The sequence below is a fragment of the Salinibacterium sp. NYA9b genome (assembly GCF_976973725.1).
In genome coordinates this window covers 2,769,745-2,791,057 of sequence record NZ_OZ333476.1, presented here as the reverse complement: position 1 = coordinate 2,791,057, position 21,313 = coordinate 2,769,745, and the positions used below count along the sequence as shown (strand labels likewise).

General features: G+C 63.6%; 22 protein-coding genes. 11 read left to right on the top strand and 11 right to left on the bottom strand.

Annotation, left to right across the window (positions count from 1 at the left end; all coding sequences use genetic code 11):
• Positions 1 to 32 precede the first annotated feature (32 nt).
• The 5 genes from ACWFSR_RS13465 (at position 33) to ACWFSR_RS13445 (ending at position 4,151) form a co-directional block, all read left to right on the top strand.
• Positions 33 to 671 (top strand): TrmH family RNA methyltransferase, encoded by a 639-nt coding sequence (locus ACWFSR_RS13465; protein ID WP_447522632.1) that lies wholly within the window; start codon positions 33 to 35, stop codon positions 669 to 671.
• A 6-nt stretch (positions 672 to 677) separates the two neighbouring features.
• A complete protein-coding gene (locus tag ACWFSR_RS13460) occupies positions 678 to 1,925 on the top strand; it encodes an NAD(P)/FAD-dependent oxidoreductase (protein ID WP_197106702.1) in 1,248 nt (415 codons plus the stop codon).
• A gap of 170 nt (positions 1,926 to 2,095) precedes the next feature.
• Complete coding sequence (locus ACWFSR_RS13455) at positions 2,096 to 2,674, top strand: hypothetical protein (protein ID WP_447522631.1); 579 nt, start codon at positions 2,096 to 2,098, stop codon at positions 2,672 to 2,674.
• Between the two features lie 8 nt (positions 2,675 to 2,682).
• A complete protein-coding gene (locus tag ACWFSR_RS13450; RefSeq protein WP_447522630.1) occupies positions 2,683 to 3,246 on the top strand; it encodes a signal peptidase I in 564 nt (187 codons plus the stop codon).
• A gap of 8 nt (positions 3,247 to 3,254) precedes the next feature.
• A complete protein-coding gene (locus ACWFSR_RS13445) occupies positions 3,255 to 4,151 on the top strand; it encodes a hypothetical protein (protein WP_447522629.1) in 897 nt (298 codons plus the stop codon).
• Between the two features lie 18 nt (positions 4,152 to 4,169).
• Here the strand turns inward: ACWFSR_RS13445 and ACWFSR_RS13440 are convergent, their stop codons facing one another.
• Together ACWFSR_RS13440 and ACWFSR_RS13435 are read right to left on the bottom strand one after the other, a co-directional pair.
• The gene (locus ACWFSR_RS13440) at positions 4,170 to 4,514 is read right to left on the bottom strand and encodes a protealysin inhibitor emfourin (RefSeq protein ID WP_231599623.1); all 345 of its coding nucleotides are present in this window, start codon (positions 4,512 to 4,514) and stop codon (positions 4,170 to 4,172) included.
• A gap of 126 nt (positions 4,515 to 4,640) precedes the next feature.
• Positions 4,641 to 5,744, bottom strand: a complete 1,104-nt coding sequence (locus ACWFSR_RS13435; RefSeq protein ID WP_447522628.1) for a M4 family metallopeptidase — start codon at positions 5,742 to 5,744, stop codon at positions 4,641 to 4,643.
• A 168-nt stretch (positions 5,745 to 5,912) separates the two neighbouring features.
• Here ACWFSR_RS13435 and ACWFSR_RS13430 point away from each other — a divergent pair, with 168 nt between their 5' ends.
• The 4 genes from ACWFSR_RS13430 to ACWFSR_RS13415 all read left to right on the top strand — a co-directional run bounded on the left by ACWFSR_RS13430 (position 5,913) and on the right by ACWFSR_RS13415 (position 9,993).
• Complete coding sequence (locus ACWFSR_RS13430) at positions 5,913 to 7,199, top strand: adenylosuccinate synthase (RefSeq protein WP_197106697.1); 1,287 nt, start codon at positions 5,913 to 5,915, stop codon at positions 7,197 to 7,199.
• A gap of 198 nt (positions 7,200 to 7,397) precedes the next feature.
• Entirely contained in the window at positions 7,398 to 8,036 is a 639-nt protein-coding gene (locus ACWFSR_RS13425; protein ID WP_447522627.1) for a GNAT family N-acetyltransferase, read from the top strand.
• On the top strand, positions 8,033 to 8,986 hold the full coding sequence (locus tag ACWFSR_RS13420) for a DMT family transporter (protein WP_447522626.1): 954 nt from the start codon (positions 8,033 to 8,035) through the stop codon (positions 8,984 to 8,986). Before ACWFSR_RS13425 ends, ACWFSR_RS13420 begins: the two co-directional genes overlap by 4 nt.
• A 104-nt stretch (positions 8,987 to 9,090) precedes the next feature.
• Positions 9,091 to 9,993, top strand: coding sequence for an amidase domain-containing protein (locus ACWFSR_RS13415; protein ID WP_447522625.1), 903 nt, complete (start codon positions 9,091 to 9,093; stop codon positions 9,991 to 9,993).
• Between the two features lie 27 nt (positions 9,994 to 10,020).
• Here the strand turns inward: ACWFSR_RS13415 and pgm are convergent, their stop codons facing one another.
• A complete protein-coding gene (gene pgm, locus ACWFSR_RS13410) occupies positions 10,021 to 11,655 on the bottom strand; it encodes a phosphoglucomutase (alpha-D-glucose-1,6-bisphosphate-dependent) (RefSeq protein WP_447522624.1) in 1,635 nt (544 codons plus the stop codon).
• Between the two features lie 82 nt (positions 11,656 to 11,737).
• Between pgm and ACWFSR_RS13405 the strand changes: the two genes are divergently transcribed.
• A complete protein-coding gene (locus tag ACWFSR_RS13405; RefSeq protein WP_447522623.1) occupies positions 11,738 to 12,082 on the top strand; it encodes a chorismate mutase in 345 nt (114 codons plus the stop codon).
• A gap of 23 nt (positions 12,083 to 12,105) precedes the next feature.
• Here the strand turns inward: ACWFSR_RS13405 and ACWFSR_RS13400 are convergent, their stop codons facing one another.
• From ACWFSR_RS13400 to ACWFSR_RS13375, 6 genes are read right to left on the bottom strand one after another with little or no spacing between them, the layout of a single operon-like run.
• Positions 12,106 to 12,966, bottom strand: a complete 861-nt coding sequence (locus ACWFSR_RS13400) for a MurR/RpiR family transcriptional regulator (protein WP_197109306.1) — start codon at positions 12,964 to 12,966, stop codon at positions 12,106 to 12,108.
• Positions 12,963 to 13,760 carry a phosphonate ABC transporter, permease protein PhnE gene (phnE, locus tag ACWFSR_RS13395; RefSeq protein ID WP_447522622.1) on the bottom strand — a complete coding sequence of 266 codons (798 nt, stop codon included), beginning with the start codon at positions 13,758 to 13,760 and terminating at the stop codon, positions 12,963 to 12,965. Before phnE (ACWFSR_RS13395) ends, ACWFSR_RS13400 begins: the two co-directional genes overlap by 4 nt.
• The gene (gene phnE, locus ACWFSR_RS13390; RefSeq protein ID WP_447522621.1) at positions 13,757 to 14,614 is read right to left on the bottom strand and encodes a phosphonate ABC transporter, permease protein PhnE; all 858 of its coding nucleotides are present in this window, start codon (positions 14,612 to 14,614) and stop codon (positions 13,757 to 13,759) included. The genes phnE (ACWFSR_RS13395) and phnE (ACWFSR_RS13390) overlap by 4 nt, the downstream gene beginning before the upstream one ends.
• Positions 14,611 to 15,435: a phosphonate ABC transporter ATP-binding protein gene (gene phnC, locus ACWFSR_RS13385; protein WP_447522620.1), complete on the bottom strand. Its 825-nt coding sequence runs from the start codon at positions 15,433 to 15,435 to the stop codon at positions 14,611 to 14,613. The genes phnE (ACWFSR_RS13390) and phnC overlap by 4 nt, the downstream gene beginning before the upstream one ends.
• Positions 15,436 to 16,422, bottom strand: coding sequence for a phosphate/phosphite/phosphonate ABC transporter substrate-binding protein (gene phnD / locus ACWFSR_RS13380; protein WP_447522619.1), 987 nt, complete (start codon positions 16,420 to 16,422; stop codon positions 15,436 to 15,438).
• A gap of 56 nt (positions 16,423 to 16,478) precedes the next feature.
• Positions 16,479 to 17,198: an HAD family hydrolase gene (locus ACWFSR_RS13375; protein ID WP_447522618.1), complete on the bottom strand. Its 720-nt coding sequence runs from the start codon at positions 17,196 to 17,198 to the stop codon at positions 16,479 to 16,481.
• 101 nt (positions 17,199 to 17,299) lie between these two features.
• Here ACWFSR_RS13375 and ACWFSR_RS13370 point away from each other — a divergent pair, with 101 nt between their 5' ends.
• A complete protein-coding gene (locus ACWFSR_RS13370) occupies positions 17,300 to 18,034 on the top strand; it encodes an amino acid deaminase (protein ID WP_447522617.1) in 735 nt (244 codons plus the stop codon).
• A gap of 32 nt (positions 18,035 to 18,066) precedes the next feature.
• Here the strand turns inward: ACWFSR_RS13370 and ACWFSR_RS13365 are convergent, their stop codons facing one another.
• Both ACWFSR_RS13365 and purL read right to left on the bottom strand, forming a co-directional pair.
• Positions 18,067 to 18,903 (bottom strand): peroxiredoxin family protein, encoded by an 837-nt coding sequence (locus ACWFSR_RS13365; RefSeq protein WP_447522616.1) that lies wholly within the window; start codon positions 18,901 to 18,903, stop codon positions 18,067 to 18,069.
• 1 nt (position 18,904) lies between these two features.
• Positions 18,905 to 21,157, bottom strand: coding sequence for a phosphoribosylformylglycinamidine synthase subunit PurL (purL, locus tag ACWFSR_RS13360; RefSeq protein ID WP_447523452.1), 2,253 nt, complete (start codon positions 21,155 to 21,157; stop codon positions 18,905 to 18,907).
• Between the last annotated feature and the right edge of the window lie 156 nt (positions 21,158 to 21,313).

The window sequence follows — 21,313 nt, the reverse complement described above, 5'->3', positions numbered from 1 at the left end:
ACTCAGGCTAGGCCGCTGACGACTATCGTGGAATGGTGACTGAACCGAACCCCAGCGTCGAGCTGTCGACCAACGGCGTGGGGCCCTGGCAGGGCGAATGGCCCACTGACGCCCACTACGATCCTGCGCTGCTCGAACGCGGGGATAGCCGCAACGTCATTGACCGGTATCGCTACTGGAACATGGAAGCGATCGTTGCCGATCTCGACGTGACGCGTCATCCATTCCACGTTGCCATCGAGAACTGGCAGCACGACATGAACATCGGTTCCATCGTGCGCAGCGCCAACGCGTTCGGCGCCGACACTGTGCACATCATTGGGCGGCGGCGCTGGAACAAACGCGGCGCCATGGTCACTGACCGCTACCAGCACGTGCTGCATCATCCGGATGTCGCGGCCTTCGTCGAGTGGACTGAAGCCAACGACCTGCCGATCATCGCGATCGATAACGTGCCCGGCAGCGTCATCATCGAAACTTTTGACATCCCGAAGCGCTGCGTGCTGCTGTTCGGCCAAGAGGGCCCCGGGCTCTCTCCCGAAGCAATCGACGCTGCCACGGATGTCGTGGAGATCAGCCAGTTCGGTTCAACCCGATCCATCAATGCGTCAGCCGCGGCTGCCGTAGCGATGCATAACTGGATTACCCAGCACGTCAGCTTCACGAAGTAGGGAACTATGACACAGCCCGCGAAAGTCACCATTATTGGCGCCGGAATCGTAGGGCTGTCAACGGCCTGGTTCTTGCAGGAGCGTGGCGTGGAGGTCACCGTGCTCGACCGCACGGGTGTCGCCGCTGGTGCTTCGCTCGGTAACGCCGGCTGGGTTGCTCCCGCACTGACGCTTCCGCTGCCGGAGCCGTCGATCTTCAAGGTCGGCATCAAGGCAGTTATCGACCCCACCTCGCCCGTGTACGTTCCGGTCGCCGCCAACTCGACGCTGCTGCGCTTCCTCGCTGGCTTTGCGCGTCACTCGACGCCCAAGATGTGGCGCCGCAATATGGTCACGTTCGCCGAAATCAACAAGTGGAGTCTCGAATCCTTCGACCGAATGGAAGACGGCGGAGTCTCTGCAGCCCTCAAGCACGCCGACCCCTTCCTTGCTGCTTTCACTAATGAATCCGACCGCCAGGTCATCACCCACGAATTCGATGAGGTCGCGGCCGGCGGCGGTCACGTGAGCTTTGAGAAGATCACCGGCGACGAGCTGCGCGAGTTCGAGCCGAGCGTCTCCAAGCTCGTGACTCATGGACTGCGCGTGGATGGCCAGCGCTTCATCAACCCTCCCTCGTTCATGGAGGTGCTCGCGGCATCAGTGCGCGCTCGCGGAGCCACGATCGTGGAAGGCGCGAAAGCGACCGGCATCCGCGACCTCGGTGCTGCCGGTGTCGCCGTTGATGTCGAAGGTCAGAACGCGGTGCTCAGCAACGAAGTCGTTATTGCTACCGGAACGTGGCTCGGCGACCTCGCCCGCCAGTTCGGCGTGCGCCAAGTCGTGCAGTCGGGCCGCGGGTACAGCTTCAGCGTGAAGCCGCCCGTGATTCCCACGCACCCGATCTACCTGCCCGCCCAACGCGTTGCCTGCACACCCCTCGGGGATCGGCTGCGCGTGGGAGGCATGATGGAGTTCCGGTCAGTCGATGCGCCGGCCGATTCTCGCCGCATCCAAACCATCGTCAACGCGGCCAGCCCGATGTTCGACGGCGTCGACTGGGATGCCCGCGAAGAAGAGTGGGTCGGCTCGCGCCCTTGCACTCCCGACGGCCTACCGCTCGTCGGCGGCACGCGCTCGCCGCGCGTTCACGTCGCTGGCGGTCACGGCATGTGGGGCGTCACCCTCGGTCCCTTGACGGGGCGGATTCTCGCCGAGTCCATCACCGGTGGCGACAAGCACCCGCTGCTCACCGCCTTCGACCCGCTGCGCTAAGACATTTCGACGATGGATGAAGGAGGGGAGGCGCTCCGTGAGGGAGTTCGTGCCACCCCCAGTTCGCGCCTGAAACGCTGACGCATTATCGTTTTTCCCGCGCGCGGGATAGCGTCGCAGTGCGACCATAAATCGGAAGAGTGGTTGCTCGCAGTCTCTGGGGGGAGATTATGTCTGTGCTGCCCGGGAGCAAATCTCGAAAGACTTCAACGATCATCCGACTGGTGCTGGCCAGCGTGGCTCTGGTCGGTATTGGTGCTGCCGCCACGAGCGCCGCGTGGACTGCCCAGACGACCCTTTCTGCCAGCGCGAAAGCGGCATCCATCGAGCTCTACGGAGCCCTGGCTGTCAACGGCACCTGCCCGACCGCTCAAGGATCGCCCTACGTCGAAGCAGACACCAGCGCGGGTGCCGTTGCCATCACTCTCGCGTCGGGAGAGTTTTCTGCCCTCGTGCCTAATCAACAGCGCACAGTCGCTATCTGTGTGCGCAACGGCGGGGACCTGCCCCTTAACGTTTCGCTGAACCCCCTTGCCGTCAGCAGCAACAGCATCTTCGGTGGGTCTGCGCCGGCCACGATCGAGGTTCGCACGAGTGCCGCCGCATTCACCTCAACAGTTCTCGCTGCTAACGCGACCCTTCCGCTGAACGTTGTCGTCACGACGCCGACGAGCTGGCCCACTTCATATCAGGGCCTCTCCTCCGGCGCGGTCGAGATTGTCTTCAGCGGCTCTACGGATGTGCCCTAGTGCGCGCGATGAAGGTAATCCGGGCTGCCGGTGATGGGCTGCTGTGGGTCATGGCCGTCATTGGCGCGCTCACCGGAGTGCTCTGGATCGCTCACGCGTTCGGCCTGATTCAGCCGCTCGTGGTGGTGTCGGAGTCGATGCAGCCGGCGATTCGAACCGGTGACCTGCTCGTCGCGTTCCCCGTTCCCGTCGAAGATCTTGCCGTGGGAGATATCGCTAGCCTGCCTTCCACGATCACTGGCAATCTCATCACGCACCGCATTATTGATGTCGCGACCGATGGTGACGCTGTGTACCTGGAAATGCAGGGTGACGACAATGATGCTCCGGATGCTGAAACCTACGAGTATGCGCTCGGTGACACTGTGCTGCATCCGATGCTCACTATCCCCCGAGCAGGCTCCGTGCTGACTGCGCTTGGCTCGCCGATGATTGGCATCCCGCTCTTCGTCGCGATTGTTGCGTCGATTCTCTTGACGGTGCTCCCGTCGAACCCTCGCAAGCTCGACGAGAGCGGCGAAGCTGACGAGCAGTTGGCGCTCTCCGGCGCTGCCGCTGTGACGGAGGAATGAACAGGCTGATGAAACGCATTCTTGTGACAATCGTTGCGCTAGCAGCGACCGTGGCACTCTTTGCTGGCGCGACCACTGCCACGCCGAACACGACGGTGGCGGCCTGGACTGACCCCGCTGTGTTTGTCGCTGAAGCGTCGACCGGCACATGGGGCAGCTCCACCCCCACCCCGAGCTCTATCGTGATCGTTGCGGGAAACACCTCAACCTCGCTCGACTCGACCGCCTGGGATATCCCAGCCTCCGCGACAAGTTCCAGCTTCTGCGTCGACGTGACCGTGCGCGGAACGGATGCCACTGCGCGCGCGTGGGAACTGCATGCCGACATGACCTTGCCACCGTTCAACGGCCGCACGGGATCCGGCGGAATCTACTCGCGGGGTTCGACGCAGGCGTCATTCTCGACCAGCTCTGCTAGTCCAACCACTCTTGTGATTACGGGTGCCGGCTCAGGCGGTTCGAACTGGAATGAGTCCTATAACAACCGACTCCTCACCGATACTCAGCAGCTGATCATCACGATCTGTGTGAGCAGTGTGCCCATTGCTGCTCCGGGCGCCAGCAGCTACTACTCGGTGACGCAGACGCACGCTACCTGGACAGACACGCAGGCCTGTGTCGCCGTCACCGCTACGGGCAAGGTGACCGACCTGCAAGCCAACCCCTTCTACTTTGGGTGGGAGGCAACAGTGAACCTCGCCGCAGCGAAGAACCGCATCCTGAGTGCAGGCAAGACGGTGAATTACGTGGGTTGGTCGCCGTCACCCTCTTCTGGTTATCAATACACGACGGTGCCGACGACCTACTACCCACCCGCGGATTCCTACGCGATCACTTCCGGCCGCGCCACCGCCATCAAAGGCACCCAGTCGAGCACTATTACGGCGTGTGTATACGGCTACTAGTTGGTGCGCTGCGGAGACCTAGTCGCATTCGATTTCGGGCTCGGGCTCGGGCTTGGGTTGAGGCGAAGGTGCGGGCTGCGGCTCGGGTGCAGGGCGTGAGGGCTGTGAAGCCTCGCGCACGCGATCAACGAGTTCACGCCACGGGCCAACGAGCTGCTGCTCGGGGATGACCGCTTCGTGCGGTTCACAGTGAATTTCGTAGATGTAGCGGTCGGGCATCGTGTTTTCGACCGGATGCTCGTGCCACGGCAATTCTGCAATCAGCACGTACCACCGCTCGGGGTCGGGCTGCTCATCGACGACGACATCCCATTCGATGCGGCGACCGAGAAGCCCACCGCTGCGCCACACCTGTACCTTCACACGTGCATGCTATCCCGTCGCCGTGCGGGCGAACAGGGTGCAGGCGAACAGGGTACGACGAACAGGGTACGACGAACAAGGTGCGAATCAACGCAGCGTCTGCGAGCGAGGTTCTAGGTCACGGCGTCACGCTTCGGCGGGAATCACTCCGACTAAGGCCCAGCCGGCTTCGACCGCGCGCTGTTCGTCCGAGCCGTCACCGAAGCGCGTGGCGGCAGCGGCGATGGTGGCGGCAGCGAATTCGGAGAACTCGCTGCGGGGTGTGAGCGAACCGTTGGTGAGGGTGTCGTACCAAATCTGCCCGGCGCGCTCCCACGCGAAGCCGCCAAGAGTGTCGGCGGTGCTCCAGAAGGCGCGGTTGGGGATTCCCGAGTTGAGGTGCACACCGCCGTTGTCGTCTCGCGTGACGATGAAGTCATCCCAGTGGGCGGGTTGAGGGTCTTTGCCGAGCACATCGTCGTCGTAGGCGGTGCCGGGCGCTTTGAGAGACCGCAGAGCATTGCCCTCGACCTCATCGGTGAAGATGCCTTCGCCGACTAACCACGATGCTTCGGCCGCGGTCTGGCGCCAGGCGTGCTGCTCGACGAGTGCCCCAAACACGTCGGAGACGTGCTCGTTGAGGGCGCCGCTCTGGCCGCGGTAAACAAGGCCCGCGGTGAATTCGGTGACTCCGTGCGCAAGCTCGTGGCCGATGACGCTGAGCGAGCGAGTGAAGCCGGTGAAAATTTCACCGTCACCATCGCCGAAGACCATGCGGCTGCCATCCCAAAAGGCATTGTCGTAGAGCGAGCCGAAGTGCACGGTCGCTTCGAGCGGCGACGAACGATCGTCGATCGAGTCACGCTCAAACACTTCCCAGAACAACGCGAACGTGTAGCCAAGGCCGTCATAGGCCTCCGTCACCGAAGCGTCATCTGTCTCGGGGTCTCCTTCTGAGCGCACGAGGATGCCGGGCAGAGTCTCCCCGGTCTGGGCGTCCGAAATGGCGCGGCTCACAATGCCGCGCTCTGCTGGCTCGTCGGGGCGAAGTGACCGCGGCGGAAGTGTGTGTTCGTGGCGCCCATGATCGAGGTGGTCATGCCCGATGTCGATGAGGGATCGCTGCGCGGCATGAGCTGCTCGCTCAAAGCGGGGGTCGTCGAGCGTCGCGATTCGCGACAACAAAAACGGGGGAACGATCGCGCACAGGGCGCGGGGCGATTCGGCGGGGGAAACGTGTTGCAGTGGCATCCGGAACATGATTCATGCTGACACGAACCACTGACGCTGGCGACGATGGCTCACGATTCTCACGGAGTCCCCAGCAACGCCGCCACGCAAGAAATCGCTACGACAAGCAAAAGACTGCTCTCGGGTAGACTGAGGTGTAATCCCCCCACTTCTTCGAAGGGATCCACCATGCCAGCAATCGTCATTATCGGCGCCCAATGGGGCGACGAGGGCAAGGGTAAAGCAACCGACCTCCTCGGTAGCCGCATCGACTATGTCGTCAAATTCAACGGCGGAAACAACGCCGGACACACGGTCGTTATCGGCGACGAAAAGTACGCGCTCCACCTTCTGCCATCTGGCATCCTCACCGAAGGTGTCACCCCGATCATCTCCAACGGTGTCGTCATCGACCCCGAGGTGCTTTTCGAAGAGCTCGACGCTCTCATCGCCCGCGGAGTCGACGTCTCCAAGCTGCTGGTGAGTGCCAACGCGCACATCATCACCAACTACCACCGCACCCTCGACAAGGTGACGGAACGCTTCCTCGGCAAGCGTCAGATCGGCACAACCGGTCGCGGAATTGGTCCGGCGTATGCCGACAAGATCAACCGCGTCGGCATCCGAGTTCAAGACCTTTTTGACGAGAACATTCTTCGCCAAAAGGTTGAGGGCGCTCTCGACCAGAAGAACCACCTGCTCGTGAAGGTCTACAACCGTCGCGCGATCGAGGTTGAAGAGATCGTCACCGAGCTGCTCAGCTATGCCGACCGTCTGCGCCCCATGGTCGCCGACACCGGTCTGCTGCTGAACAAGGCACTCGACGATGGCGAGATTGTGCTCTTCGAGGGCGGCCAGGCCACGATGCTGGATGTTGACCACGGCACGTACCCGTTCGTCACGTCCTCCAACTCCACCTCGGGTGGCGCGGCTACCGGTTCGGGTGTTGCCCCCAACCGCCTCGAGCGCATCATCGGAATCGTCAAGGCCTATACAACTCGCGTTGGTGCCGGCCCGTTCCCGACCGAACTGCACGACGAGTCGGGCGAGTTCTTGCGCGCCAACGGTTTCGAGTTCGGAACCACCACCGGGCGCCCGCGTCGCTGTGGTTGGTACGACGCCCCCATCGCCCGCTACACAGCGCGCGTCAACGGCGTCACCGACTTCGTGCTCACCAAGCTCGACGTGCTCACCGGCCTCAAGACGATCCCCGTCTGTGTCGCGTATGACGTTGACGGTGTGCGCTTCGACGAGATGCCTGTCTCACAGTCCGACTTCCACCACTCGGTGCCGATCTACGAAGAGTTCCCCGGCTGGGACGAAGACATCACCGGCGCACGCACCTTCGAAGACCTGCCCAAGAACGCGCAAGACTACGTGCTCGCCATTGAAGCAATGAGCGGCGCCCGCATGTCAGCCATCGGCGTTGGCCCCGGCCGCGACGAAATCATCGTTCGTCACGACCTCGTCGACTAAGCACTTCTGCAGTTAGCTCGCAGCCAAGCGGCACGCACCGGAGAGATCTGGGGCGTGCCGCTTCTGCGTGGGCGGGCGGAGCGTATGACGTGCCGATGGGGAGCCAATCGGGGATTGCTGGACTGAACGGCCGTAATCGGTGGGTGAAAGTCCGAAAAGCGCGGGTGTGGGGACTCCGCAGGGTGGGAGTATTTGTGAGTGACCGTAACGCGCCCGCAGCCCCGCATCCTTCGGGGAACCTTCGTCTCCGTTGAACCCCTGACCGAAGCGCACCTCGCTGACCTCTGGCCCGCCCTCGGTGTGCCCGCGGTCTTCGCGGGTGGCTACGGTGGCGGCCCTGCCGGGTTGCCTGCCGACGAAGCATCCTTCATCGAATGGATGCGCGCCGGCTACTTCGGGTACGCCGACCGGATGCCGTTCGCGGTGCGCTTGAATTCTGCGGCTGGTGTCGAAGGCGGCCCCGACGCCGGCCGTCTTGTCGGCGTGAGCACCCTCGGAGACCTCGACGAGAAGAATTCCAACGCTCACCTTGGCTGGACCGCCTACGCACCGAGCGTCTGGGGCACCGCGGTGAACCCTGAAACGAAACTTCTGCTGCTTGGCTTCGCCTTCGACAGCGGCTACAACCGCGTGCGGCTCCAAGCTGACTCGATCAATGCCCGTTCGCGCGCCGCCATTCTCAAGCTCGACGCCACCTTCGAAGGCATCCAGCGCCAACACCTGCTGCGGGCCGACGGCTCGTGGCGCGACACTGCCGTGTACTCCGTAATCGACACCGACTGGCCTCGCGTGAAGGCCGGGCTACTCGCGCGCCTCGAGCAGGAGCCGCGCGCGTGAGCGCCCCCGTTGCTTCCGCTGGCCGGGTCGAAAAGCATGACACGGCATCCCCGCTCGGAACCTGGTTGCGGTTTGCCGCAGCCGGACTGGTCTGGGGCTCCAGCTTTCTCTTCATGAAAGTGGCGCTGGATGGCGTCAGCTTTGGGCAGGTCGCCTGGAGCCGCGCGGTACTCGGTGCGCTCGCGCTCGTGGTCGTGTTTGCGGTCAGCCGCCGTAGACTCCCGCGCCAGCCCATCGTCTGGGCGCACTTCACAGTGCTCGCATTCCTCTTCGCCGTGTTCCCGTACTTGCTGTTCGTGTGGGCTGAGCAGTACGTGAGCTCGGGCCTCGCCAGCATCTACAACGCCACAACGCCCATCATGACCGCGATCTTTGCGACCCTCGTGTTCCGGGTAGAGAAGCTCACGCGCTCGCAGATTGCGGGCGTTACCCTGGGCATCTTTGGCGTGCTCGTGATCATCGCGCCGTGGCAAGCCGGCGACATCAGCGGCAGCCTGCTGGGCCAGCTCGCGTGCCTCGGCGCAGCACTCTGCTACGGCGCCGCGATGAGTTACCAGCGCAAATTTGTGGCGCCCTACAAGGTGCCCGGCGTCACCTCCGCAACCATGAACATCGGCATTGCCGCCGTCATCTACCTTCTGCTGACTCCGCTCGTCGCGACCGGCCCGGTGAACCTCACCCTCCCCGTGGTGGCCAGCCTGCTCGCCCTCGGGGTGCTCGGCACCGGCATGGCCTACGTCTGGAACTACCGGGTGCTCGCCGAATGGGGACCAACCCGCACCTCGACCGTCACCTACATCACGCCCGTGATCGGCGTCATCCTCGGCTTCGTCATCCTCAACGAAACGATGTCGTGGCATGAGCCCGTCGGCGCCGTGATCGTGCTGGTCGGAGTGCTGTTGGCGCAGGGGCGGATCGCGCTGCCCGGGGCGCGAGCTCGCGCGGTATAGAGCGCGGGGAAGGCGGGCGGCCGCGCATAAAGTTTTCCTATGAATCCGGTAGGCAAGGGCTGTTTCAGCGCGGTCTGGCAGTGGGGGTCTGGGAAACTTGAGCCGTGTCTTCCCCCTATCTCGTGCGCCGTATCGGCGTCGGTGCAGCAGCCCTCGGCGTTGTAGCGGCCATCACCGCGTTCGTCATCATGGCCTCCCCGGTAGCCGAAACAGCTTCGTCGGCCGCTGAGGATGTCGCTGCCGCCGTCGCAGAAACCCCCGAGGTCCACGCGGTCAGTGCCACTACCGGCACTCTTGTTGGTGGGGAATCGATCACCATCACGGGGGCAGCCCTCGACGATGTCACCGACGTTACCTTTGGCGGAGTCGCCGCCACCGACGTCGTCATTTCGGACAGCGGAACTCTCACCGCGACAGTGCCCTCGGCTGTCGACTTTCAGCCCACGACAGTCGCCATCGAAGTAATGGCGGATACCGTGCCGGTTGCCGCTGCAGCCGCCCTCGACTACACCTACGAAGCATCCACCCCGGTCGACAACCAGATGCAGTACTTGATGGAGCACTGGGAAGACTACAACGTCGACGAATACGGCGACCTCAACTCGGTCGGTGGTGACTGCGCCAACTTCGCGAGCCAATCCTTGCTGATGCGCGGGTGGACCATGACCGCCGACTGGTTCAACTACGACGCCGCTGCCGACTGGAGCGGAGCCTGGGGTTATGTGCCCACCATGGAGAACTGGTTGATCTCCAACCCCGAGCTCGGGGCAACCCAGTTGAGCTTCGACGAGCGCGACCAAGTGAAGGTCGGAGATCTCGTTGTCTTCGACTGGAACGACAACGACTTCCTCGACCACATTCAGGTCGTCTCCTCAGTGGAGACCGTCGACGGCAAAAACGTCATCAAGATGGTCGGCCACAACCTCGACACCAACTACCGCGACCTCGACGAAACCATCACCGTCGACCACCCCGGCGCTACCGGACACTTCTGGAGCATCCCGTAACGAGCGGCGGTCTAGCGTTCCTGCTCGCTACCCGTTCAGGGCAGCGTCGACGATCGCTTTGGCTTCGGCCTGCACGAGTCGCAAGTGCTCGGCGCCCTTGAACGATTCGCCATAGATCTTGTAGACGTCTTCGGTGCCACTCGGGCGGGCGGCGAACCACGCAAACTCCGTGGTCACCTTCACCCCGCCGATCGCAGCGCCATTACCCGGAGCCTCCGAGAGCTTCGCCGTGATCGGGTCACCGGCGAGTGCGGTGGCCGCGATCGCAGCCCCACTCAGCTTGCCCAGCTTGGCCTTCTGCTCTTTGGTAGCCACGGCATCCACACGTTCGTAGGCCGGGTCGCCAAATTCTTCCACGAGCTCGGCGTAGAGAACGGATGGCGTCTTGCCCGTGACTGCCAGAATCTCGGCGGCCAGCAGGGCGAGCAAAATCCCGTCTTTGTCGGTCGTCCAGACGGAGCCGTCTTTGCGCAGGAAGCTCGCGCCAGCGCTCTCTTCGCCACCGAACGCGACAGATCCATCGACGAGTCCCGGGACAAACCACTTGAAGCCGACGGGCACCTCGATGAGGTCGCGGCCCATGGCGGCAGCAACCCGGTCGATCATGGAACTCGAGACGAGGGTCTTGCCGACCGCGGCATCCGGGTTCCAGCCCTCGCGGTGCGTGTAGAGATACTGGATGGCAACGGCCAAGTAGTGGTTGGGGTTCATGAGGCCGCCGTCGGGCGTCACGATGCCGTGGCGGTCTGCATCGGCGTCGTTGCCGGTGAGGATGTCGAACTCGTCACGGCGAGCAACGACCGAGGCCATGGCCGACTTCGACGACGGATCCATGCGAATCTTGCCGTCCCAGTCGAGCGTCATGAAGGCCCACGTGGGGTCAACGTCGGGGTTCACGACCGTGAGATTGAGGTCGTACTTTTCCGCGATGAGCTTCCAATAGTTGACGCTCGCACCACCCAGCGGGTCTGCCCCGATGCGGATGCCGGCTGTGCGAATCGCATCGATGTCGATGATGTTCTCGAGATCGTCAACGTAGCGCCCGCGGAAGTCGTAGCTGCCCGCTGCCGTGTTCTCAGCCCCGGCGTCGCCCACATGTTTCACGGCCGTGTTGCCGTCGGCGATGATTGCGTTCGCGCGGTCCGCGATCCAGCCGGTCGCGTCGCTGTCGGCGGGGCCACCGTGGGGCGGGTTGTACTTGAAGCCGCCATCGCGCGGCGGGTTGTGGCTCGGGGTGATGATGATGCCGTCGGCAACATCGCCGTTGTCGGCAGCGTTGTACGCGATGATTGCGTGGCTCAGCGCAGGCGTGGGCACGAAGTCGTCGAACTCGTCTTTTAGTGCGAGCACACCGTTAGCGGCGAGCACATCGAGCGCCGTGGTCTCGGCGGGCTGCGAGAGCGCATGGGTATCGCGTCCGATGAACAGCGGCCCCGTGATGCCCTGGCTGGCACGGTATTCCACGATCGCCTGCGTGATGGCAGCGATGTGCACTTCGTTGAAGGCGGTGTCGAGCGCGGAGCCACGATGGCCGCTCGTGCCGAACACGACGCGCTGCTCGACGATCGAGACATCCGGAACCAGCGCGTAATACGCCGCCACCAACTCGGTCACATCAATGAGGTCGGATGCCTGGGCTGTCGTGCCTGCGCGATCGTTCATGCGTTCCAGTCTTTCACCTTCGCTCGGCGGTGCGCGCGTCATGTGGCAAACACGCAGCCTTCAGAACCCCTAAAGTCGTTGTATGGCAGCAGGAGATCAGGCCCACAACGACAACGTCGACCCCGAAGTGCGCGAGCAACTTTTGGGCGCTCGCCGCAGCATTGACAACATTGATGCGGCCCTCATCCATTTGCTGGCCGAGCGCTTCAAATACACGCAACAGGTCGGTCGTCTCAAGGCCACCAAGGGCCTGCCCGCGTCAGACCCGAACCGCGAGCGCGACCAGATCGCCCGCCTCAAGTCGCTCGCCGAAGAGTCGCACCTCGACCCGGCGTTCGCCGAGAAGTGGTTCAACTTCGTCGTTGCCGAGGTCATTCATCACCACGAGCAGCTCGCGTCGGGCAGCGAGCCCGACTCGAGCAAGTAGCGCGCCTAAGGCGAGCAGCCCCGCTACTCGCTGAGGTTGTCGCTCAGCACATCAAGCACGAGCGCTCGCGTCTGATCGGCCGTCTCGCCCAGCTCTGAGGCGACAAGCCCGACGAGCGACTCCAGCAGAATCGTGTGCGACACCCGCGAGGTGTGCTCCAGCTCATGACGGAACGACCCGGTCGCCGGCGCAATCACGATCGCGTTGTCGGCAAGTTCCACGAGCGGCGACTGCGCAAACGACGTCACCGCAATCAGGTGTGCTCCCGAGGCGCGAACGGCGCGAGCGGAACGCAGCGTTGCCTCATTTGCGCCACTACCGCTGATCACCACACAAGCATCCTCGGTGGCAAGGCCGCGGGCAGCAATCTGCTGGCCAATCGCATCCGCCACATACTCCGACGGTCGACCGACCGCCGTCAGCCGCATGGCCAGATCGCTGGCTTGGGCCGACGAGAGTCCATTAGCGATCACGAGCAGGCGTCGAGCGGTGGCGATGCGTGTGATCGCCGCATCGAGGCCGTCACTATCCAACGCGGCTGTGATGTGCGGCAGGGCAGCGGCGAGAGCATCCACTTCGGCTCGGATGCGGCCAAGCGCACCCTTCTCGTAGGTGACATCGCGCGCCTCGGTTTGGGCAAGCTCGCGCGTGAGGGCAACCCGCAACTGCGGGTACCCGCGGTAGCCGAGACGTTGGCAGGCACGGATGACGGTGGACCGAGCAACGCCGGCCCGGTCGGCGATCTCTTGAGCCGTGTTTTCGACCGCGGCTGCCGGATCATCGAGCAACAGTTGAATGAACTTGTCTTCACTCGGAACGAGCGCGTTACGCACCGTCGCGATGCGCGCGGTGGGCGATGCGTCAGAGTTTCCTGTCCAATTCATGCCAGGCGTGCTCCTTCGGTGATGCGGCGGCGGATGCGACCCGAAATGGCGTCGATGGTCATCGTGACGACCACGACAACAATCAACAGCATCCCGACAGTCGACCATTCTCGGTACTGAGTGTAGGAGGTAAGCATGTCACCGATGCCGCCGACACCAATCAAACCGAGCACGGCTGACGAGCGAACATTGATCTCGAAGCGGTAGAGCCAGAACGACATGAACTCGGGGCTGGCCGATGGCCACACTCCCCAGCGCACCACCTGTGCCCACGAACCACCCGCAGCGCGAGTTGATTCGATCGGGCCGCGGGGCACTCCTTCGATGGATTCGTAGCCCCACTTGCCCAGGGTGCCAATGCCATTGATGCCGAGCGCGATTGCCCCGGTGAGGGGAGTGAGCCCCGTGACCGAGAGGATCACAATCGCGATGATGATCTCGGGCACCGCACGAATGAGGGAGAACCCGACGCGCAGCACGGCGCGCACGGGCGCTGGCCCGAAGTCGCGGGCGGCCACGAAGCTCAGTGGGGTGGCGAGCAGGATGCCGATGACCGTGCCGACCCACGCCATTGCGACCGAGCGCCAGGTCTGAAACAGTGCTTCGGGCAGCTTCGTCCAGTCGGGGCTTGCGAACATCAGCCACGTGTAGCGGGCGATCTCGGCGGGCAGATCGAGCAGGCGATCCCATTGGATGTCGACCGACCAGAAGGCGGCAACCACAATTGCGGTCGTCACTAGCCAGAGCGCGTTGCGCAGGGTGCGGCGTGGCCGCGGGGGAGCCGTGAGAGTCACACGAGCCTCTTTCGAATCGATGACGACACCACGTCGATGACGACGACCACCACCAAGATTTCCAGGATGATGAGCGACAGTTGGTCGTAGCGGTAGAAGGTGCGCACGGCGTCAATCAGCAGGCCGAGACCACCGGCACCAACAAGGCCGAGAACCGTGGATGCTCGCACATTGAGTTCGAGCACATACAGGCTCTGGTTGGCGAAGGCCGGCCACACGTCGGGCAGCGCTGCGGCCCGGTTCACTTGCGCTCCTGTGCCACCGGCAGCGCGCGCGGCTTCGAGCGGGCCAGCATCGTTGCTTTCGATCGCTTCAGACACCAGCTTGACGATGATGCCGACGTTGAAGAGCACGAGCGCGATGATGCCGGGCAGGGCGCCGACGCCGACCATCGCGACAAGAATGGCGGCATAGAGCAGTTCGGGCACCGCTCGGATGACGTTCAAGATTGTGCGCACAATCCCGCGCAACACCGGGTGCGGGTTCGTGAGCCGCGCCGCCCACAGGCTCAGCGGGAGCGAGATCAAGGCTCCCACTGCGGTCGCGATCACCGCCACCTGCAGGGTTTCGAGCAGCGGCGCGAGAGTGCGCGGAAAGAACGACCAGTCAGGAACGAGCAACTGGGCAATCTTGCCTGCACCGTTCTGCCAATTGCGAGCAATCGCATCAAAGGAGAAGGCGACTCCCCACTGCGGGCTGAAGGTAATGATCGTGATCACGAGCACGACAGCCACGGCAACCCAGGGCTTCCAGCGTCCTCGCGGGCGCGGCGGCACGGTCAACGCGGCGTGCGCTGAGCCTGCTGCGGGAACGGATGCCGGGGTGGGACCGGGCGTCGGCGTTGCGGTCGTCATTCGCCCAGCACATCCTCCGGCGCGATGCTGCGCCCGTAGATGGCCTCAAAGTCGGCGTCGGTGGCGCTCGCCGCAGGGCCGTCGTAGACGACCTCGCCAGCCCGAAGGCCGATCATCCGCGTCGTATAGGTGCGGGCAAGATCCATGAGGTGCACGTTCGTGATGACGGTGATGCCGAGAGTGCGGTTGATGCGCCGCAGGTCGTTCATCACCGCGTGGGCCGTTGGTGGGTCAAGGCTGGCGACCGGTTCATCGGCCAACATGAGGTGCGGTTGTTGGGTGAGGGCGCGCGCAATGGCAACCCGCTGCTGCTGACCGCCCGAGAGGCTGGATGCCCGGTCCCAACACTTGCCCAGAATGCCGACGCTCTCGAGCGCTTCGAACGCGAGCTGCTTGTCGGAGGCGTGATGCAAGCCGAGCAGGGTGCGCCAGGTCGGAGTGTGAGCGAGCCGCCCGACAAGCACGTTGTCGAGAACACTCGCGCGACCGGCCAAGTTGAAGCTCTGGAAGATCATGCCGATTCCGCCGCGCAGGGTGCGCAAGTCGCGACCTCGAGTCGTCGCGAGGTCACGGTCGCCGACCGTGAGGCTGCCCGATGTGACGGGTACCAGGCCGTTGATGGTGCGGATCAGGCTCGACTTGCCCGAACCCGACAGGCCAACGACAGAGACCATTTCGCCGGCGGCAATATCGAGGGAGACATTCTTGAGCGCGGTCACACCGTTGCCGTAGCGCACGGTGAGATCGCGCATGCTGATTGCCCACGACGCAGCGGCCGGAGTGGTGGCTCCGGCCGCTGCGCTGGGTGCGGGAATGCTCAATTACTGAAGACCAAGCTTCTCGGCGGCACGAGCCACAACATCAAGCGAGGCCGGGTCAGCCGGAGCAAGCTTGGTGATCGAGTAGATCGACTGCAGAACCTCCGAACCGTCTTCGGTGTTCGAGTAGTCCGCAAGCGCATCCGTGATCTTCTGCTGAAGCTCAGGAGAGAGGCTGCTCGTGAGAGCGACACCATCGTTGGGGATCTCCTCGCTCAGGGCGAAGACAACGACCTCTTGGCCAACATCCGGAACGTCACTCGTGACGATGTCGCGGGCATCCCAGAAGCTGAAGCCCACTTCGGCATCACCGTTGTAGACGGCGAGAACGCTCGCGTCGTTGGCAGTGACGGGAACCTGCTCGATGTCGGTGTCAGTGTTGATGCCGGCCTCTTGCAGAGCAAGAATGGGGTAGATGTAGCCAGCGGGCGAGCCGGGTCCGAGAAGGGCAACGGTGGTTCCCACGTCAATCTTGGTGATGCTGTCGAGACCGGCAGGGCCTACGAGAGCGTCGGCGCCGTTGCAGAACAACTTGCCATCGCGCTCAACGGGCTCGTCGTCGCAGTACTTGTCTGGATTGTTCGTCATGAACTGAGCCGGGTAGCTGATGTTGCCATTACGTTCGGTCTGCAACACAACGCTCGCGTCATACATGTCGTTGGCCTGCCAGAGCTGCAGCGACGGCAAGAAACCGATCTGCGCCTGATCGGCACCCATTGCTTCGACGGCGGCCTGGTAGTCCTTCGAGACAACACCGGTGACCTCCATGCCGAGGGCTTCGGTCAAGTAGTCGGTGAGGGGTTCGGCGGTGGTGACAAGTTCGCCCTGGTCTTGCGAGGGAACGAGAGCGAGCACGAGCGACGTCGGGTCGTTGGCTTCAGTGCCTTCGGCACTGTCGGCACTCGTGCTGCACGCGGACAGTGTGAGAGCAGTTGCGGTGAGAGCAACGCCGGCAACCAGTGCGCGAGATTTTTTGCTGAGGGTAATCACGGGTGTTTCCTTTCGAATAGCTAGTTGAGAACTGCGGGTGGTGCGGTGGTGGAGGGTTATGCAGTGGTGGGTGGTGCGGCCTGCGTTTCACGGTGGGTTCCGTGAATCCAGGAGTTGAGGGCCTCGTACAGTTCGCCGAGGGTCGCAGCCGTGAAGTCGGCGAGCGGGTGTGGAGCGTCAGAGAGGAAGGCGGTAGTGGCTCCGCGGCGGTAGGCGGGCTCAAGGTCGTTGGCCCAGATGTCGCCGATGCTGAGAAGCGGGCCGGCGGGCATCCATTCGTCGAGCACTGCGTCGAGGCCAGCTGGTTTGCCGACGCTCGTGTAGATGTGGTCGAAGTAGTCGGTGAGGCCGAGCGCGTCGAGCGTCTCAGCGATGCGGATGTCGGGGGCGTTCGTGGCGAGCACGATGGTGGCGTGCTCGCGAGCGGTGCGGAGAAACTCAGCGAGACCGGCGGGAGCGGTGACGGGCGCGGCGTCAGTGGCGAGCAGTTCGCGGCTCGCGAGGTAGGCCGCGTTGTGGGCGTCGGGGGCGACGGGCAGCGACTCTGAGGCGAGGCGAACGAGTTCGTAACCGTCAGATGCTTCGGCGAGAGGATGCCCGGGCTCGCGCAGAAGAGCGGTGCTGACGGCGCTCAGAAACTCATCGGCCGCAGCGGGAGTGAGGCTCGAGGCGATAGCGCGGGCGTAGGCGATGATCGGGCCATCGCCGAGGGCGATGGTGCCATCGAAGTCGAAAACGATGGTGTGTGTGCGGGGGTGAGTGGCTGCGGTGGACATTGCGTCCAAGATATAAGACAGTCAGTGACGATTGGGCCATTTCAGGTGAACGGGAGGTAAATCATTCCCGGGACATGCCCCGACGAGCCTACGATCAAGGAGTGGACGAACAGCACCTCACCCTCGCCGAACTCGATGCGAGCGCTCGCCGCATCGCCGCCGTGACCGGCGAGCGGGCGGCATCTCGAGCGCGCATTCACGCGATCATTACCGGGGCACTACCGTGGCTTGCTGACCAGATCTGGGCCGACCGTGCCGAGGGGCGATTCGCCGAATGGGCGCTGTCGACGGCGATCGACGAAAACACCGGCGAGGCCGTCGTCTCCCGCGAACTGTTCGAGGTGCTGCACGATCTCGCCGGGCTTGAGGCACAGTGGCCGATCGGCAACGCCGGCCTGCTGCACTGCTACGGCTACCTGCTTTCGACGGCAGCCACCCCTTATGGGCTCAAGCGCGACCGCTGGGTCACGAGCGAGTTGGCCACCGCGTTCGGTCTCGTACCCGACGCATTCAGTCCGTGGACGGGCAGCGAATCGTTGCTGAGCCGGGTCGCGCACGTGATTGTTCCCGTGCTCACTAACCCGCCTGCCGAAGCGCTTGCCGTGCATACTGCGATCACCCAACCGGATGCCGCAGGCGTCTCCCACGCGACACGAACGGTGGTCGTGCAGCGGCACGGTGTCGCAGCTCTGGCCTATGGATTCGTGGTGCAGCACGCAGGGGTTCGCGTGCTTCGGCCTGTGACGGTGTTCCCGGTTTCGGCATCCTCCGACTGGCTCGCGGAGCTCGCCGCCGACGTCTCTCAGTTGCGCTTCAACGCCGTGGGGGCGGGCTAGCGCGCGGCAAGCAGTAAGCAGTGCGCGGCAGGCTAGACCGCGCGGATGCCGTGCTGGTCGAGCACGTCGAGGAACGTTGTCGGTTCTGGCCGCACCCGGTGGTTGTCGGTGTGTTCAGCCCACAGCACTGTTCCGGTGGCGTCGGTGATGATGACGGTTGGTACGACGGTGTCGCCGTTGGCTGGGGCTCCCGCGCTGAACATGACGGGGGTTCCGCCGGACTGCACGATGTCGAGCACGGCGGCGGCCGAGGCATCCGCATCGATGTAATAAGTAACCGGGATGTCGAAGCGTTCGGAAAGTTCGACGGTGTCTTCGGGCTTTTGCGGGCTGATGATCGCGACAGCGACGCCGCGGCGGTCGAGCTCGCGATACTGGTCGGCGATTTGGGCGACCTGGGCCATGCAGAACGGGCACCAGTTGCCGCGAATGAACATGATCACGTGCGGTTGGTGGGTAAGTACGCTGCTGTCGATGACAGTGCCATCCACGGTGGTGAGCGGGAACGACGGCAGTGGTTGCCCGACCGTGACGGGGCCTGCGGAGGTGTGCTGCCCCGAGTACCAGTAGTTGTAGCCGAGAATCACGGCGAGCCCGAGAACGGCCACGAGTACGGCGAGCGGCCCGGCGAGGATGGCGGCAAATATTGCCACCGCGGAGACAGCAAGCTGAACCCACGGATGCCGGCGCTGCACGACAACGACGCGCGTCATCAACAGTGCCAAATAGAGCGCGTACGCAACCCACGGCAGGGCGGCGGCGAGCCACCACGGTTGTGCCTCCGTGATGGCGCGCAGGATGACGAGCGTGATCACCCCGAGGGCGAGCGCGGCGGTGACTTCTCCGTAAACCCTCTTGATGGTCTGCACGCTAGGCGCCGAAAGCCTTCGCAAGCGTTCCTTGGTGAGCGGTGAGCAGTTCTTCGAGGGTCAGGGTGAACTGGTCCTGGATTTCGAGGGCGGGGGAGGCGGCATCCGTGACTCCGATGCGCACGGCAGGGTAGCCGCGGCCTTCGCAGAGTCCGCGGAATTTCACGTCGTCTTCGCGCGGGATCGAGACGACCATGCGGCCGGTTGATTCGCTGAAGAGTGCGGTGGCGGCGTCGATTTCGTCACGCTCGAGCAGTTCGCCCAACCAGACGCGAGCGCCAACGCCGAAGCGCATGACAGATTCGGCGAGAGTTTGAGCGAGCCCGCCGTCGGCGAGGTCGTGGGCGCTGGCGATGATGTTTTGCTCGTTGCCGGCCTTGATGAGGTCGGCGAGGCGACGCTCGGCAGCGAGGTCAACCTTGGGCGGCAGACCACCGAGGTGGTCGTGAATGGTGCCAGCCCAGGCTGAACCGTCGAGCTCGAGCGAGGTCGTGCCGAGCAGGTAGATGTTGTTGCCTTCGTCTTGCCAGCCGCTCGGGATGCGCTCAGCAACGTCGCGGATCAGGCCGAGTACTGCGACCACAGGGGTCGGGTGGATGGGCACATCGCCGGTCTGGTTGTAGAAGGAGACGTTTCCGCCGGTGACGGGGATTTCCATCTCGAGGCAACCGTCGGCGAGACCTTCAACGGCGCGGCTGAACTGCCACATCACTTCGGGGTTCTCGGGGCTACCAAAGTTGAGGCAGTCGCTGACGGCGACCGGGTTGGCGCCGGTGGCGGCAACGTTGCGGAAGGCTTCAGCGAGAGCGATTTGGGCTCCGGCGTAAGGGTCGAGCTGGCAGAAGCGACCATTGGCATCGGTCGCGACGGAGAAACCAAGGCCACTCTCTTCGTCGATGCGCACCATGCCGGCGTCATCCGGGAAGCTCAAGGCGGTGTTGCCGAGCACGTAGCGGTCGTACTGGTCGGTGATCCAGCTCTTGTCGGCCAAGTTCGGGCTCGCAAGCAGCTGCAGCATTTGGTCGCGCAGTTCGATGCCGTCCTTGGGGCGGGCGAGGCCGGATGCGGTGTCGGCCTGAAGCTTGTCAATCCACTTGGGGTAGACGACGGGGCGGTCGTAGACGGGGCCATCGATGGCGACGGTGCGCGGCTCGACGTTCACGATTTCTTCGTCGTGCCAGTTGATGATGAGGCGGCCGGTGTCGGTGACTTCACCGAGCACGCTGGTTTCGACATCCCACTTTTCAACAACCTTGAGGAAGCCTTCGAGCTTCTCGGGCTTCACGATGGCCATCATGCGTTCTTGGCTCTCGGACATCAGAATTTCTTCTGCCGTGAGGGTGGGGTCGCGCAGCAAGACCTTTTCGAGTTCGATGAACATGCCACCGTCACCGTTGGAGGCGAGCTCGCTGGTTGCACAGCTGATGCCGGCGGCACCGAGGTCTTGGATGCCCTCAACGAGGTCGCCCTGGAAGAGTTCGAGGCAGCACTCGATGAGTACCTTTTCGGCGAAGGGGTCGCCGACCTGAACGGCTGGACGCTTGGTCGGGCCGCCCTCTGAGAAGGAATCGGAGGCGAGGATGGATGCTCCGCCGATGCCATCGCCACCGGTGCGGGCACCGAACAGCACAACCTTGTTGCCCACGCCGCGAGCGTTAGCCAGGTGCAGGTCTTCGTGGCGCAGCACTCCAACGGCCAGCGCGTTGACGAGCGGGTTGGCTTGATAGACGGAGTCGAAGTAAGTTTCGCCACCGATGTTGGGAAGGCCGAGGCAGTTGCCGTAGAAGCTGATGCCCGAAACGACACCCTTGGCGACGCGAGCGGTGTCTGGATTGTCGATGGCGCCGAAGCGGAGAGCATCCATAACGGCAACGGGGCGGGCACCCATGGAGATGATGTCGCGGACGATTCCGCCAACGCCAGTTGCTGCGCCCTGGAAGGGTTCGATGTAGCTGGGGTGGTTGTGGCTTTCGATCTTGAAGGTCACGGCCCAACCTTCACCAACATCGATGACGCCAGCGTTTTCGCCCATGCCGACCATGAGGTTCTTGGTCATGTTCTCGCTGACCTTCTTGCCAAACTGGCGAAGGTAGTTCTTCGAGGACTTGTAGGAGCAGTGCTCACTCCACATCACGGAGTACATGGCAAGCTCGCCGCTCGTGGGGCGGCGGCCCAGAATTTCGCGGATCTTCGCGTACTCGTCTGGCTTGAGGCCGAGGGCGCCATACGGCTGCTCTTTCTCGGGCGTAGCCATCGCGTTCGATACCGTGTCGGCAACATGCTGGCGGGAATTGGTTGAGACGTCAGTCACGAGGGGCTTCTCCCAGAAGATTGTGGATGCCGGGGTGCTCACGCCGACAAGCTCCAGTCTACCTAGGTTCGCTGATCTCGTCCCCGGGGCGGGGCGCGG